At 59.6% G+C, this 15900-nt stretch carries 11 protein-coding genes and 1 pseudogene; 7 read left to right on the top strand and 5 right to left on the bottom strand.

Annotated features, from left to right (window positions below):
• The first annotated feature begins 3 nt into the window (after positions 1 to 3).
• The 6 genes from rbbA (at position 4) to arcC (ending at position 9106) form a co-directional block, all read left to right on the top strand.
• Positions 4 to 2775 (top strand): ribosome-associated ATPase/putative transporter RbbA, encoded by a 2772-nt coding sequence (rbbA, locus tag KCX70_RS07130; RefSeq protein ID WP_212619709.1) that lies wholly within the window; start codon positions 4 to 6, stop codon positions 2773 to 2775.
• A 1-nt stretch (position 2776) separates the two neighbouring features.
• Positions 2777 to 3907, top strand: a complete 1131-nt coding sequence (locus KCX70_RS07125) for an ABC transporter permease (protein WP_212619708.1) — start codon at positions 2777 to 2779, stop codon at positions 3905 to 3907.
• Between the two features lie 564 nt (positions 3908 to 4471).
• Positions 4472 to 5917: a YfcC family protein gene (locus tag KCX70_RS07120; protein ID WP_212619707.1), complete on the top strand. Its 1446-nt coding sequence runs from the start codon at positions 4472 to 4474 to the stop codon at positions 5915 to 5917.
• 23 nt (positions 5918 to 5940) lie between these two features.
• The gene (locus KCX70_RS07115) at positions 5941 to 7170 is read left to right on the top strand and encodes an arginine deiminase (protein ID WP_212619706.1); all 1230 of its coding nucleotides are present in this window, start codon (positions 5941 to 5943) and stop codon (positions 7168 to 7170) included.
• Positions 7171 to 7188: 18 nt separating this feature from the next.
• A complete protein-coding gene (locus tag KCX70_RS07110) occupies positions 7189 to 8190 on the top strand; it encodes an ornithine carbamoyltransferase (protein ID WP_212619705.1) in 1002 nt (333 codons plus the stop codon).
• 1 nt (position 8191) lies between these two features.
• Positions 8192 to 9106 carry a carbamate kinase gene (gene arcC / locus KCX70_RS07105; protein WP_212619704.1) on the top strand — a complete coding sequence of 305 codons (915 nt, stop codon included), beginning with the start codon at positions 8192 to 8194 and terminating at the stop codon, positions 9104 to 9106.
• A gap of 294 nt (positions 9107 to 9400) precedes the next feature.
• Here arcC and KCX70_RS07100 read toward each other — a convergent pair whose 3' ends face one another.
• From KCX70_RS07100 to KCX70_RS07085, 4 genes are all read right to left on the bottom strand, one after another.
• The gene (locus KCX70_RS07100) at positions 9401 to 10393 is read right to left on the bottom strand and encodes a DUF4105 domain-containing protein (RefSeq protein WP_003289013.1); all 993 of its coding nucleotides are present in this window, start codon (positions 10391 to 10393) and stop codon (positions 9401 to 9403) included.
• Positions 10390 to 12408 (bottom strand): esterase/lipase family protein, encoded by a 2019-nt coding sequence (locus KCX70_RS07095; protein WP_003289011.1) that lies wholly within the window; start codon positions 12406 to 12408, stop codon positions 10390 to 10392. The genes KCX70_RS07100 and KCX70_RS07095 overlap by 4 nt, the downstream gene beginning before the upstream one ends.
• Positions 12409 to 12481: 73 nt before the next feature.
• The gene (locus KCX70_RS07090; protein WP_003289009.1) at positions 12482 to 12652 is read right to left on the bottom strand and encodes a hypothetical protein; all 171 of its coding nucleotides are present in this window, start codon (positions 12650 to 12652) and stop codon (positions 12482 to 12484) included.
• Positions 12653 to 12707: 55 nt separating this feature from the next.
• Positions 12708 to 13691 carry a lipid A deacylase LpxR family protein gene (locus KCX70_RS07085; RefSeq protein WP_201487244.1) on the bottom strand — a complete coding sequence of 328 codons (984 nt, stop codon included), beginning with the start codon at positions 13689 to 13691 and terminating at the stop codon, positions 12708 to 12710.
• A gap of 242 nt (positions 13692 to 13933) precedes the next feature.
• On the opposite strand from KCX70_RS07085, the gene KCX70_RS07080 reads away from it, so the two are divergent.
• The gene (locus KCX70_RS07080) at positions 13934 to 14584 is read left to right on the top strand and encodes a TetR/AcrR family transcriptional regulator (protein ID WP_036997704.1); all 651 of its coding nucleotides are present in this window, start codon (positions 13934 to 13936) and stop codon (positions 14582 to 14584) included.
• 128 nt (positions 14585 to 14712) lie between these two features.
• Here the strand turns inward: KCX70_RS07080 and KCX70_RS07075 are convergent.
• Positions 14713 to 15552, bottom strand: a pseudogene (locus KCX70_RS07075) (helix-turn-helix transcriptional regulator); the annotation flags it as partial.
• Between the last annotated feature and the right edge of the window lie 348 nt (positions 15553 to 15900).

Genomic DNA, 15900 nt, shown 5'->3' with positions numbered 1-15900 from the left:
GGTATGAGCCACAGTGGGAGCGCGCAGCTCACGACCGTTGCAAGCGTCCGTCAGGTGCGCTTGCGTTACGGCGATGTCATCGCCCTGGATGGCATCGATCTGGACATTCCCGCCGGGAGGATGGTTGGCCTGATCGGCCCCGACGGCGTCGGTAAATCCAGTCTGCTCTCATTGCTTGCTGGCGTACGTATCATCCAGAAGGGCACGGTCGAGGTACTGGATGGCGACATGGCCAGCAAGGCCCATCGCAAGCAAGTGTGCCCTCGCATCGCCTACATGCCGCAGGGACTGGGCAAGAACCTGTATCCGACGCTCTCGGTCGAGGAAAATCTGCAATTCTTTGCGCGCCTGTTCGGTCATGGTGCCGCAGAGCTTCGCCAACGCATCAATGAGCTGACCCAGGCCACCGGCCTGTTCAAATTCCTGTCGCGCCCGGCAGGCAAACTCTCTGGGGGCATGAAGCAAAAACTCGGCCTGTGCTGCGCGCTGATTCATGACCCGGACCTCCTGATTCTCGATGAGCCGACGACCGGCGTGGACCCGCTGGCGCGCGCGCAATTCTGGGATCTAATTGACCGTATCCGCGCTGATCGTCCCGGCATGAGCGTGATTGTGGCCACCGCCTACATGGATGAGGCCCAGCGCTTCGACTGGCTGGCGGCCATCGACGACGGCAAGGTCCTCGCCACCGGCACACCGCAGGAGTTGCTGGAAAGAACAAGCAGTCTGAACCTGGAAGAGGCATTCATCCGCCTGCTCCCGGAAGAGAAAAAGCGCGGACACCAAGCAGTAGTCATTCCCCCTTTGCCGGATGGCGGCGCGGACGATATCGCCATCGAAGCCGAGGAGCTGACCATGCGCTTTGGCGACTTCATCGCCGTCGACAGCGTCTCCTTTCGCATCCGGCGCGGCGAAATCTTCGGCTTCCTCGGCTCCAACGGTTGTGGCAAGTCCACCACCATGAAGATGCTCACCGGCCTGCTGCCGGCGAGCGCGGGTCGGGCCTGGCTGTTCGGTCACGAAGTCGATCCGCATGATCTGGACACCCGTCGCCGCGTCGGCTACATGTCGCAAGCGTTCTCGCTCTATAGCGAAATTACGGTACGGCAAAACCTGGAATTGCACGCCAAGCTCTTCAGCGTGCCCCCGAAGGACATTCCCGGCCGCGTGGATGAGATGGTGGAACGCTTCGGGCTGGTGGACGTCCTCGACAGCCTGCCGGCCAGCCTGCCTTTGGGCATACGGCAGCGTTTATCGCTGGCCGTTGCCATGGTGCATAAGCCCGAGCTGCTGATCTTGGATGAACCGACCTCTGGCGTCGATCCGGTGGCGCGCGATGCGTTCTGGCGGCTGCTTATCGAGCTGTCGCGGCGCGACCGGGTAACGGTCTTCATTTCCACCCACTTCATGAACGAGGCCGAACGCTGCGACCGCATGTCGATGATGCATGCGGGTAAGGTGCTGGACAGCGACGTGCCCGCAAGACTGGTCGAGAAGCGCGGCGCCAAATCCCTTGAAGAGGCCTTCATCGGCTACCTCCTCGAAGCCGAGGGCGGCGGCCCAGTCACCCCGCCCAGCCAGCCCGAGGCCGCTAATCACGAGGATCAGCCCTCTGCGGCGCCTGCTGAGCACGGCGGAAACGGCGCCGGCGGTTTCAGTCTGCAGCGCATGTTTAGCTATCTGTGGCGTGAGACGCTCGAACTGCAGCGGGACCCTGTACGTGCCACACTGGCGTTGGGCGGTTCACTGCTGCTGATGTTTGTGATTGGCTTCGGCATCACCATGGACGTAGAGGACCTGAGCTATGCGGTACTCGATCGCGACCAGACCACCCTAAGTCAAAGCTACACGCTGAACCTCGCCGGCTCGCGCTACTTCACTGAGCACGCACCGATCCTCGACTACGCGGACCTCGACCGGCGTATGCGCAGCGGGGAGCTGTCGCTGGCCATCGAAATCCCCCCTGGCTTCAGCCGCGATGTGTTGCGGGGCCAGAAAGTACAGATCGGCGCCTGGATCGACGGCGCTATGCCGCAACGCGCGGAGACCGTCCAAGGCTACGTCCAGGGCATGCACCAGCACTGGCTGCTAGCTCAGGCTAGCGAACGCGGCGGCGCCAGTGCAGCCAGTAATGCGAGCGTCGAGATACGCTTTCGCTACAACCCCGATGTCAAGAGCCTGCCGGCTATGGTGCCGGCGGTAATCCCTCTGCTGCTGCTCATGTTGCCGGCGATGCTGACTGCGCTGGCGGTGGTGCGCGAGAAGGAGACGGGCTCGATCACCAATCTGTACGTGACGCCGGTCACGCGTCTCGAGTTTCTGCTTGGCAAGCAACTGCCCTATGTCGGCCTGGCGATGGTGAACTTCCTACTGATGACGCTGCTCGCGGTCACCATCTTTGGCGTGCCAGTCACCGGCAGCTTCTTCACTCTCGCGCTGGCCGCGCTGATCTTCTCCTTCTCCGCGACCGGCATGGGGCTGCTGGCCTCGGCCGTCACTCGCAGCCAGATCGCAGCCATGTTCTTTGCCATGATCGGCACGCTCATACCGGCCACCCAGTTTGCCGGTCTGATCGATCCGGTGTCCTCGCTCGAGGGCTCCAGCAAGTTCATCGGGCAGATCTATCCCGCCACGCACATGATCTCCATCAGCCGCGGCGTTTTCAGCAAAGCGCTCGGCCTGGCCGATCTGACGGGGCCGCTGTGGTCGATGCTTTTGTCGGTCCCGGTCATTCTGGGCGCAGCCGTTTTGTTACTCAAGAAGCAGGAGCGCTGAGATGAGCAGAAGAAACCTGGCCAATATCTACGACCTCGGTGTCAAGGAGCTGTGGAGTCTGTGGCGCGATCCGATGATGCTCGTGCTCATCCTCTATGTGTTCACGGCGTCGGTCTACACCTCAGCCACATCCATGCCGGAGACGCTGCACAACGCGCCCATCGCCATCGTCGACGAGGATAATTCGGCGCTGTCCCAGCGAATTGCCTCGGCGTTCTACCCACCGCAGTTCACTCAGCCGGCCATGATCGACTATGGGGACGTGGACCCGGGCATGGATGCGGGGCAGTACACCTTCGCGCTGGTCATTCCGCCCAACTTCCAGCGCGACGTGCTGGCGGGCCGATCGCCCGCCGTGCAGCTCAATGTCGACGCTACGCGCATGAGTCAGGCCTTCACCGGCAGCGGTTACGTTCAACAGATCTTCACGGGTGAAGTCAACGAGTTCGTCAAGCGTTATCGTGGAACCGACGCGCCACCCGTGGATCTGGCTTTGCGTGCGCGGTTCAACCCCGCACTCGACAAGGCCTGGTTCGGTTCGGTGGTTCAGATCATCAACCACATCACACTGTTGTCCATCATCCTGACCGGCGCGGCGCTGATCCGGGAGCGCGAGCACGGCACCATCGAGCACCTACTGGTGATGCCGGTCACCCCCGCGCAGATCATGCTCTCCAAGGTCTGGTCGATGGCCCTGATCGTGCTGATCGCCTCCTTCCTGTCCCTCAACCTCATGGTGCGCGGCGTCCTGGGTGTTCCCATCGATGGCTCCATTGCGTTGTTCTTCGCCGGAGCGGCACTCAGCCTGTTCGCCACCACGTCGATGGGCATTTTCATCGCCACGCTGGCGCGCAATATGCCGCAGTTCGGCATGTTGATGATGCTCACCATCATGCCGCTGCAGATGCTCTCGGGGGGCACCACGCCGCGCGAAAGCATGCCCGAGATCGTGCAGAACATCATGCTGATCGCGCCCACCACCCATTTCGTGGAATTGAGCCAGGCCATTCTCTACCGGGGTGCGGGACTGGAGACGGTATGGCAGCCGTTCCTGGCGCTGGCCCTGATCGGCACGGTGCTGTTTTTCCTGTCGTTGGCACGCTTTCGCAAAACCATCGGACAGATGGCGTGACTGGCTGCCGCGTGTACTCGGAAACAAATGCTCGTATCGTGCGAAGCAAGTGTTGACTGATAGGATCTGATCGCCCCCGATCAGAACTTGGCTCGCCAGTTTCTGCGGGCGTTCAATAACGCTGTCGTGTGCGCTCCAGATCCAGTTTCCGAAAAACGTCTACATTCCAGGTTAACCCTCCCAGCCATTGCCGCTGAATTCAAACCGATGCGGTCACCTCAACTACAACGGTATACCCCTCTCTCTTTAGTACCTCTGGCGGAGAGCTAGGCCCGCCGACGGCGATGGTGCCGTTGTCCTCACCTCTGCTATCAATTGCCATTGGCTACGCGCCCCATGCTCACAGCAAAGCTGGGATGCTTGAAGGAATGCTACTCCCGCATTTGTTGCTCAATCGATAGATCTATATCAACTCCGAGCCATTTACGCCGGCCACTAAAACAAACGACTGGACGGTTTTTTATCTCCCCGCTACCGTTGATCGAAAGGATCACTGCCGATCTACCGGCACCACTAGCTTCGCTATCGCAGTCTTCAGTGAGGCCACAGAGAAGGAGAGCCACCATGGCTGAAGAAAACACTACCTCGCAAAACCCGGAAGAGGATCTGACAAGCCGCTTTCCAACGGCCTATACCATCCTGCTGCTACTGATCGTCCTAGTTGCTGCGCTGAGCTGGGTTATTCCCGCCGGAAAGTATGAGCGGGTGATGAATGAAGAGGTCGGTCGTGAAGTGGCTGTGCCAGGGACTTACCAAGTGGTCGAGCCCATCCCCCAGGGCTTTATGGACGTCATGCTGGCTCCCATTGCGGGTTTTTATGATCCAGAAAGCTATGTCGCCAACGCCATCGACGTGGCGCTGTTCGTGCTGTTTCTGGGCGGCTTTCTCGGGGTAATAAATGCCACCGGTGCGATCGACACCGGTATACGCAGCGTCATGCAACATCTGGAAGGCCGAGAGATCTGGATGATTCCGATCCTGATGACGCTGTTCGCGCTTGGCGGCACGACTTACGGCATGGCCGAGGAAACCCTTGCGTTTTACGGCATTCTGATTCCGATCGTCATTGCCGCCGGCTACGATGCGGTGACCGGGGTAGCGGTGATTCTGATCGGCGCCGGAGTCGGCGTGCTGGGCTCGACCATCAATCCATTCGCCACCGTCATCGCCTCCAATGCGGCGAGCATTCCCTTTACGGACGGCATGCTGCTGCGTCTAGTGCTGCTGGTAGGTGGGCTGGTGATCTGTGCCGCCTACGTGATGCGCTATGCCAAACGAGTCAAGGCCGACCCTTCGCGCTCCGTGGTAGCCAAACAGCGCGATGCCCACCGCAAAATTTTTCTACAGGGGCATGACGATTTAGACGACGTCAAGCTGAGCCTGACCCAGAAACTGGTCCTGTCGATCTTTGCACTGACCTTTGTGGTCATGATCTGGGGCGTTTCCTCCCAGGGCTGGTGGATGGACAAGATGGGCGCACTGTTCCTAGGTGCTGCGATCGTCGCCGGCCTTGTCGCCCGCCTAGGCGAGAAAAAGCTGACCGGCAGCTTCGTAGACGGTGCCCGTGATCTGCTTGGGGTGGCTCTGGTCGTTGGTCTGGCGCGAGGCATCGTTGTCATCATGGAGCAGGGCATGATTGCCGACACGATTCTGCACAGCGCTGAAATGCGCCTGGCCGACATGTCGGAACTGGGCTTCATCAACTTGATGTTCTGGATCGAGACAGGCATGAGCTTCCTCGTGCCTTCGTCATCCGGCCTTGCCGTACTGTCGATGCCCATTCTTGCCCCCCTGGCGGACTTTGCCAATGTCAGCCGCGACCTGGTGGTGACGGCTTATCAATCAGCCAACGGCCTGGTGAATCTCATCAACCCGACCTTCGCGGTGGTGATCGGCGGCCTGGCCATAGGTCGGGTCTCCTATGACCGCTGGCTCGTATTCATCTGGCCCTTGCTGGCGATACTGACCGTGTTCATCACCTTGGTGATCAGCATCGGTGTCTTCCTGTAATTCCCTGATAAATGAGGTTGCACATGTCTGAACATGCTCTTGGTGTTCACTCCGAGACAGGTATTCTGCGGCAAGTCATCGTTTGTCGACCCGGCCTTGCCCATCGCAGGTTAACGCCCAGCAATTGTGACGCCCTGTTGTTTGATGATGTGTTCTGGGTCAAGCAGGCGCAAAAGGATCACGATGTATTCGCGAACCTGATGCGTGCCCGAGGGGTGGAGGTGCTGGACGTCAATCAACTGCTGGCCGAAACCCTCGACATCGCCGAAGCGCGAAGATGGATCCTTGACCACCGGATCAGCTGGAATCATATCGGCGTCGGCATGGTGTCTGATTTGCGGGCCTGGATGGACGAACTGCTAGGGCACACCCTAGCCGACTTCCTGATCGGTGGCTTGCAGGTGAATGATCTGCCATTCGATCCGAGCGGTCTGTTCGGCAACCACTTGGGGCCTTATGGCTTTGTCCTGCCGCCCCTTCCGAACTTCCTGTTTACCCGCGACAACAGCGCCTGGATCTACGGTGGCGTCACCCTGAACCCCATGTACTGGGCCGCCCGCAAGCCAGAAACCCTGCTGATGGCGGCCGTCTATCGGTTTCATCCAACATTTTCCGGCAAGGTCGAGTTGCTATGGGGCGACCCGCTCAAGGATCACGCGTTGGCCACTCTGGAAGGCGGGGACATCATGCCGGTCGGCAATGGCACCGTGCTGGTCGGCATGGGCGAGCGTTCATCCCCCCAGGCGATCGGACAGTTGGCCAATGCCCTGTTCGAGCGCGGCACGGTCAATCGCGTAGTGGCCTGCCAGATTCCCAAAAGCCGCGCAGCCATGCACCTGGATACGGTGTTTACCTTCTGCGGCGGCAATGTCGTTACCGCCTTCAAGGAAGTCGCGGATCAAATGGTCTGTTATGACCTGCGCCCCGGCACGGGCAGCAAGCACCTGACGTTCAACCAGGATCCACGGCCGATGTTCGACGTCGTCGCGGAGGTGCTCGGCTATGAATCTCTCACCGTGATCCCGACTGGGGGGGACACGCCTGCCGAGCGAGAGCGCGAGCAGTGGAATGATGGCAACAACGTGCTGGCCCTGAGTCCGGGTGTGGTCATTGGCTATGACCGTAATGACGATACCAACGCCGCTCTGGAAATGGCCGGAATCGAAGTACTAAAAGTCCCCGGCGCAGAGCTGGGCCGGGGTCGGGGCGGTGGACGCTGCATGAGCTGCCCGACCATACGCGACGCAATCTGATCCCCAAGGAGCATGGCAATGGCCTTCAATCTGAAAAGCCGACACTTTCTCACGCTGCGGGATTTCAGCCCGCGCGAAATCGGTTTTCTGCTGAAATTGGCAGCCGACTTGAAAGCGGCCAAGTATGCCGGCACCGAAGTGCCGCAGTTGTGTGGCAAGGAAATCGCTCTAATCTTCGAAAAGGACTCCACCCGCACCCGGGTAGGCTTCGAGGTGGCGGCCTTTGATCAAGGTGCCAAAGTCACTTATCTCGGGCCGACCGGCACCCATATTGGTCACAAGGAATCAGTTAAGGACACCGCCCGGGTGCTGGGGCGCGTCTATGATGCCATCGAATACCGAGGCTTTGGCCAGGCAGTGGTCGAGGAGTTGGCCGAGCATGCGGGCGTGCCGGTCTACAACGGCTTGACGGATGAATTTCACCCTACGCAGATCCTGGCTGACTTTCTGACCATGCAGGAGCACGTGGAAAAGCCACTGCGTGACATGTCCTATGTCTTCATTGGTGATGCCGCCAACAACATGGGTGACAGCCTGCTGATCGGCGGCGCCAAAATGGGTATGGACGTACGCCTGTGCGCCCCAAAGGCCTGCTGGCCGCACGATGATATCCAACAGGAAGCCCAGCGGATTGCCAGCACCACCGGTGCCCGGATCACGATCACTGAGGATATCGACAGCGCGGTAGCTGGTGTCGATTTCGTCTATACCGATGTCTGGGTGTCCATGGGCGAGCCCGATGAAAAATGGGCGGAGCGGATCAAGTTGCTGCTGCCCTATCAGGTCAATTCCGCGCTGATGGAGAAAACCGGCAACCCGCGGGTGCACTTCATGCATTGCCTACCGGCCTTCCATAACACCGAAACCACCCTCGGCAAAGAGGTTCAGCAGAAGTTCGGTATCGACGCCATGGAAGTCACCGACGAGGTCTTCGAAAGCCCCGCCTCGATCGTCTTCGATCAGGCGGAAAACCGTATGCACACCATCAAGGCGGTGCTGGTCGCCACCCTGGGAGCCTGACATGCTGGTAGTCGCAGCCTTGGGCGGCAACGCCCTCTTGAAGCGCGGTGAACCTCTGACCGCGCGTACCCAGCGTGCCAATGTGCGAGTCGCCGCCCAAGGCCTGGCTGCCGTCGTGCAGGCTGGCCATCAACTGGTCATTACCCATGGCAACGGCCCCCAAGTGGGGCTTCTGGCTTTGCAGGGCGCTGCCTACAAACCCGACGAGGCCTATCCCCTAGATATGTTGGGGGCTGAAACTGAAGGCATGATTGGCTACGTCATCGAACAGGAGCTGGAGAATGCGCTGAATCACGACCGACCAGTAGCCACATTGCTGACCCAGGTGGTGGTGGATCAGCATGACCCAGCGTTCGATAACCCGACCAAATTCATTGGACCCGTGTATGAACGGGCCGAAGCCGAATGCCGGGCCAAAACTGCCGGCTGGCACATCGCCCAGGATGGCGATAAATGGCGCAGAGTGGTGCCGTCACCCAGGCCGCTGGAAATTACCGACATGCGGGTGATCAAGTTGCTATTGGAGCAGGGCGTGGTGGTGATCTGCGCAGGCGGCGGGGGCATCCCCATACTCCGCCGCGAAGACGGTAGTACGATAGGTATTGAAGCGGTCATTGATAAGGACGCGGCCAGCGCCCTGCTGGCGCGACAACTCCAAGCCGATGCCCTGCTGCTGCTGACCGATGTCGATGCGATCTATCGGGATTTCGGCAAAGACAGCGCAGCGGCGATCAGCAACCTGAGCGTGGAGGAGGGGTGTGCACTCGATCTGCCTGCCGGTTCCATGGGGCCCAAACTGGCCGCTGCAGCCGACTTTGCCGAATTCGGAGGATTCAGCGGCATCGGCAGATTGGAAGATGCGGTAGGTATTTTACAGGGCAGCGCCGGCACTAGAATCCGGGGACGTTTAAACTGAAAATAAGATATTCGAGTAGAAACTGAGCGAGGGCGATTTGCCTTCATTCTCCGGCCATTCCCTGACGCGCTGAAGAAGCAGGGATTCCCTCAGCAGCGCGCTCAGGGAATCAATTGCGATCCGGGTCGTCGTCAAGCGTCAACAGAATCGTCATCGACGAATACCTTCAACTCGAGCGGTGGCGCTTAGCCAATGTAAGGTCCCTCGACGAAGCCGGCATTTTCTTGGCTTAGGGGCACCGGCAGGTCTAGCACAGAGGTTAGGCTCTGGTGCGCAACGAATGCTGGCCGCACCTCACCACCCAGGCACACCCTCGCGGATCAACCGGGAAAAGTCCGTATCGTCACCTGCCCGCCGAGCCCGTTCGGTTATTCGTCCCCGCTGGCGCAACTCCTGTAGGCTGAAACTCTGCTCCAAACCGCCGACATCCTGGAGATATCCGGGTAGATAGCCTGTGAGCAGCAGTCTGTAATCAAACGGCAATCCGCTGACTATTTGCCGCATCATATCGAAGACGATAGTGGTGCAGTTGGCAGTAACGGTATTGTAGAACCGCGCTGTTTTGTTCAATTGGTTGGCCTGTTCGAGATAGGACAGGAACAGCTCGCGCATTGCGTCCGGAGGCATATTCACCCGGTAGAGATAGACATCCTCGCCGCGGACGTTTGTGCGCACCCGCAGCGCATCCCTCTCGTCCGTAGCCACGATACTGAGCTCGAACTGCTTGAAGAACCCACCGATCTCGGAATAGCGTTCGCCGCGCTCCTTACGGATCTCCACGGTGAACACAAGGAACCGGCCGTCATCGAAACCGAATGACACCAGTACGTGTGCGATCGCCGGCATGCCCCAGTAGGAAGTCGCCAGATCGATCGAGGCCAGCCGGTCCAGATCATAGCGGCGTGTTTCCCAGCGAGCATCATAGTCCTCGTCGCTACGCCAGTCGAAATTGCGCACGTTGTGCAAGGTTACCTGACTGCCGTCCGCACGCCCGTAGGTCATTTTTATCAGATCGTCGGTCCAGACCCGATGGTTCGAGGGTTCCAAGGAGCTCCACCAGACCTGCAATAGCGCAAACAGGGACAGATAGCCGCAGATCGCTATCCAGGGCCGCAGCCGCCAGAGCGCGATGAGCAGCGTCGAGGCAAGGAGGCACCACAGAGCAATCGACGCGCTCTTGCCCGCTGCGGTCATCGGCAACTGGTACCACAACGCCATGGCGCCCCAGGCTGTAGCCAGCAGCATTGCTAGCGAAGCCAGTATCCGCGGATAAAAACGCCAGGTCATGGCGCCGGTCTTGCGAACCGGTCGCCGTCTGCCTGCTGTAGATGAACGTGCAGGATGCGGCGAATTTCCATGATGGCTTCGGGAGTCTCCTGCACACTATGGCCGAAAGGAATTACGATTTCCGACTCCGCCCCAGCCAGATGAGAGCTGGAATACGGCACCACACCATCGCTGGAATCCAGCAGTGACAGCGCGGGGGTGTAGTTGCCGATGATCGAGTGGTAGCGGACCATAGGCGAGATGGGCAGCTCAGCACTCAGCCTGACGAAAGGATCGTTGCTGCTGAGGTTATCGATGCTGTTGACTGGCCGGGTCAGCACCTCGGCATCGGCCGAATCCGGGACGACCAGTAACTGCGCGACGTCTGTGATCCGCCCGAGCACCGAGACCGGCAGCTTGACCAGGCCCGCAGCCCAGCGCGAAATGCGGTTCTCGGCGAAAGGCGTGCCGCGGTGAGGCGCCGCGACGAAAATCGCACGGCTGACGTCGGGCAAGGGCTCAAACCTCACATAGGGGCCGACCTCCTTCTGCACCCGCTCGAGCCTGCGCCCATGGAGCGGATACCTCTCCAGCAGGGCGTCCCACAGTCGATCCCCGGAAGACGACAGCATCAGCCGCGACAGCACCCCACCCATGCTGTGCCCAATCACCACCATATCCCGAGAGGCCTGGGCCGTTCCGCTCGGATCGAAGTGCTCAAGGGTCTGTTCAATGGCCGTACGGATCGCTTTGTTGTTGAATGCCAACGGCGCGTTGGTCGGGTAATACACCTGCCAGATTTGGTAGTGCTGCCGCAAGGTTTCGTCACCCAACACCTCGTTGGCGACATTGATCCAGGCTTCCGGACTGCTGGCCAGGCCATGGAGCATGACAATGATTCGGCGATTCGGATCATAGGGCTGCATCAGATAGACATGCGGCTTTTCCAGTACCTCGCCCCTGCCCACCAAGGTCAGCAACGACTGGGTAGCAAATCCCGAACGGGCCAGCCAGAGCCCGTAGCCAGATGTGAAGCTGCCCGCCAGTGGGATCTCGCGCCCGGCTAGCGAGATGCTATTCTGGCGAAAAGGGTCGTAACCGACGATATGTACCTTTTGCGTGCTCAGAACCTCGTCCAGGGTTGTCCCCGGAAAACTCACCACCGCGGTGACGGCGGGAAACGGCGTCTCGCTCCAGGCCAGTTCCGCGCTGTCCTTCGTCACGACCCGGCGGTCTGTCATCGCGACCAATTCGGCCCCCAGACCGTCGCGTCGATACTGGTTTCGTAAGCCCTTGAATGAAAGAGAAGCAGCCGGTATCAACGCCTTCGGCAGGTCTCGGCCGCCGGCTAGGCGAACATCGCCAACCGTACCCTGAATCTGCCAACGACCGTTCTGCATCACGAAGACGCCCTTGCCTTCGCCAGTCTCCGGCGGATTGCCCCGATAACGCTCAAACAGTCCGGTCAACGCCTGTTGCACAGAGAAATTGTAATAATCGCGAACCTGGGTCTGGCGGTCATCCAAGGCCCTCTGCCCCAATGTGCGCTCGGTCATGAATAGATAAGCGTAGGCGTGCCGGGCACTTTCCAGATACGCATCCAGCATGGCGTCGGTCTGTGCATCACTATGGTCCAATCGATCCAACCGCAACGCCTCCTGCAGCCAGAGCTCGGCCAATACCGACAGGCGCTGCTCGTCACCTAAAGCCTTCGACTTGCCCAGCGTTCGAAGGCAGACTTCAGCGGCTGCCGTACATTCGTCCCGGTCGATACCAACCACCTGCAGCGCGGCACCCACCGAAGTGCTGAGTCGCCCCGTGCTCAGCACATCCCCGCGGCGCAGGGACATGTAGTCCCTGGTTTCAAGGGCGGATACCTTGACCCCGGCGCAGCCGCCCAGCATCAGGAGCAGAAGCAGGAGAAATGCCCCCTGCCACAACGTCCCGGCATAACGCCGCCCGCAAAGCAGAACTAGTTGAACATTCAAGCTAAGCGTCTTCGAAAATTTGGCCGAGGAAGCGTCCAACCGGAGCACGGATACCTCAATGCAGTCTGAGAGACTCGCGCCGGAACACCGAATTGGTTTATTCGCCAAAGACACGGTGCTCTCACGCTCCGCCAAAGGTGATGTACATCTTGTATCCCAGCACCGACATCACACCGACGATGCCCAACCCGATCAATGCAGCCCCCCAATCCCTTTCGCGCGCGGCAAACCCGACCGTCATCGTCAGAAACGCCACCAGCAAAATGAAAAGCATCACGTTCAATTCGTCCATTACCAATTCTTCCTAATGGGGCGGTTTACTTGGGTGGGTACACCTCGCATATGAATTACAACCAAGTCGAGAGCGTGATCGAACCGAAATGGTCGTGTTCCTGCTGCCCATTGAACTCGCGAGTGCGCCAGACGCTGGCGAATGCCAGTTGCCAGCGGCTCCACGTCAGTGCGATGCCAAGCTTGGCATCGCCGACCTGGTCGCGGCGATCCACCGAATGACTGTCCTCAAAGGTGTTGCCGTCAAGTAGCATGTTCTGCGCCATATAGCGGCCCTCGAGATTGGCAAAGCCGTACCACCCAAACCCGCTACCCGGGCGGAAGTACTGGCTACCGCTTTGCCCTGGCGTAACCGAAGGAATGCTGAAGCTGCGCTGCAGGTTCTGTCCGAGCCTCGCCCCCACGCTCGCAGATGCATAGGTGTACAAATTTCCGAGCGAGAAGCCGAGGCTAGGGCCGTACTCCAGTTCCAGCCCGCCTATACGCTCCTGCAGCCACCAGCGGTGCTGGTAGGCGAGATTGACAAAGGCTTCGTTATCCAGCTGATGCTCCCAGCCATTGGGCTCGTCGCTTCCGGTGACCTTGTGCACGGCGCGCTGCAGCCGCTTGCCGCCTGCTGCCGGGCCGACGATACCGACGTCCAAGTGCAGTTCTTCGGCCGAACGCCAGCCCTCATGCTGAACGCCAGAAAACAGCGAAACCCCCGCGAACATCAGCCCGGCATATGGGCGATCGTCCCCTATCAGTCCATGGTTTTCGATTTCCTCGGGGGTATATATCTGGTGGCCGAAACGGTAGGCGACGTTGTCCACCGCGCTCTCCGACCACCCTGGGATGAGATCAGCAATACTACGAGTCCAGTGATTCTGTTCAGGCTCGAAGCCCCAGATCACTTCAAGCCCGTTGCTGTAATGACCATCGCTTCCCGAGGAGATGATGTCGTTTTCCGCTTTGATCGACAGCGTATCGGCTTCCGCCGCAGCGCAAGCGACCAACAGCAGGGTCAGCAGTCCTGAGCGGAACTGGGTGCGATATTTCATTAATGATCCACCAGCACAGTGACGACTGCGTAAGCGAGCCTGACCGGATTGCGGTACACCGGAGTCGACAGCGAACCGGGCCTGGACGGACGGTTCAGGAGGCTCCCAATTCAGGTTGGGCTTCAAATACGGAGACTGGGTCATGCGAATCGATCTAGTCGTAAAGTTTGGCATGCTAACAAACTAGAATATTATGTCTAGTAATGCTGCACACCTCAGCGTCTTCCGCTAGCATTCAGAGCATGACCACAGAAATACCGCCCCTCACGCGTCCATCGAAAGCTGGCCGGACGCCACGCAAACCACTACAGGATCGCGGGCACGAGCGTGTCACCGCCATTCTGGATGCCTGCGCGAGAGTGTTGCAGCGTGACGGCGAAGCGGGCCTTACCATGCATCGTCTTGCCAAGGAGGCGGGCACCTCCATTGGCTCGCTTTATCACTTCTTTCCAGACAAACAGAGCGTCCTCGCCGCCCTCAATCAGCGTCACACCGACGCGCTGTGTACCATCACCAAGCGACTGGAGCAGATCGACGATCACGTCTGGAAGCGCCTTTCTACAGCGCAGATGGTGGAACGGCTCATCGTTCCCTTTCTTGAATACATTGCTCGTCACCGGGATATCCAGTTGCTGCTCAGCCCGACCCTAGGCGATCGGCAGCTTCATTCGCCAGCGCTTCGCGCCGCAGTGCGTTCCATCTACGAAAAGGTTCTCCACATGAGGTTGCCCGACGCAAGTGCCGAAGATTTGCGCGCCTATAGTGCGGTTCTGTTATCCATACCATCCGGGATGTTCCATTCGGCTCCAGAGACGGACGAAAGCCTGGAGCGGATCTGGCTACAGGAGATTCCGCGCGCCCTGATTGGCTATCTCAATGCGCTTGGGGACTGAAGCGAGAGCACCATCTCACCAGCAGAGGAAGACGCCGCAGATAGCGCGGACGGGTCTCCTGGCACCTCGGGCGCTCGCGGGCCACGGTCATTGGTGAGCGGCTCATTCCCCATGCTGGTGACGCCGACCTCGTCGGTCAGCCATTGTTCAAATAGCCGGCTTGCGGCTGGCCCTTCCCTCGCCGCGTAATAAACCAGACGTAGATCGCGGTCGACATCGATTGTAAGAGACGTATGGTCGAACACTACCAGCCCAATGTCCGGGATTCGCAAGTGCCGTACACCCTGGCAAGGACCGTGGATGTCGTGCTGACGCCACCAGGTCCTGAATTCCGTATCGACCTTTTCCAGATCCTTGACCAGCGTGCCGATGTCCGGATCGAGCGGCGCCCTGACGAAGTCGCGGCGGAAACTTGAAAGGATCTGCAGTGCCTGATCGTCCCAAGGATCAAACAGGGTCCGAATCGTAGGTGCGGTGAACAGCAGCCAGAGCAGGTTGCGGCGCTCGACTGGAAAACTAGAGAAGCTGAACACCCTGTCGGCCGCCGCATTCCAGGCGAGTACGTCCCAGCGCAGGTTCAAAACATACGCTGGGCGCATCGGCAGATCGGCTATCAATCTGTGAATCAGCGGCGGCACCACGCACCAAGTTTTACCAGGCTCCGGTGGCAATCGCTGGTGGGCCAATAGAAACAGATGGCGACGCTCTGTCGCATCCAGTTTGAGCGTCCTAGAGAGATTCTCGAGAAATGCTGCCGAAACGCCGATCTCCCGCCCCTGCTCGAGCCAGGTGTACCAGGACAAACCCACCCCAGCCAGAGCCGCGACCTCCTCACGTCGAAGTCCCGGCGTACGTCGCCTGCCGCCCGACGGAAGCCCCACTTCCTCGGGCGTAATGCGTTCACGGCGGCTGCGCAGGAAGTCCGCAAGCTCGGCCCGGTTTCGTTTGAGGCTGCGTGGCGCGCTCACCTGGTGACCCTCAGTAACCCGCTAACGCCGCACTTAGACTAGCCAACGTCGCGCAAAACCCATTTCAGAGCGCCCAATCATGGGTGAGGCGGCTTGATCGATAGGAGATAAACGGATGTGTCATTTATTGCTTCGCGAATAGCTGGAGTCATTGAAGTCGCCCAACCAATACCGCACTTTCACGACACTCATCCGCATCTGTGACTAACCCCCCCCGCCCAAGCCCCACGACAATGACCAGCTACCGGCCGATTGTCTAATGCAGCAACGACTAATGGGCATGTTTCACGGTGACCCGATGGCGACCGCACCGACCACCGACCACCGACCGCCTGTGAGACGGATAGG

The sequence above is a fragment of the Stutzerimonas stutzeri genome (genome assembly GCF_018138085.1).
In the GTDB taxonomy this organism is placed as follows: Bacteria; Pseudomonadota; Gammaproteobacteria; order Pseudomonadales; family Pseudomonadaceae; genus Stutzerimonas; species Stutzerimonas stutzeri_AI.
This window is presented reverse-complemented; position numbering and strand designations above follow the sequence as displayed.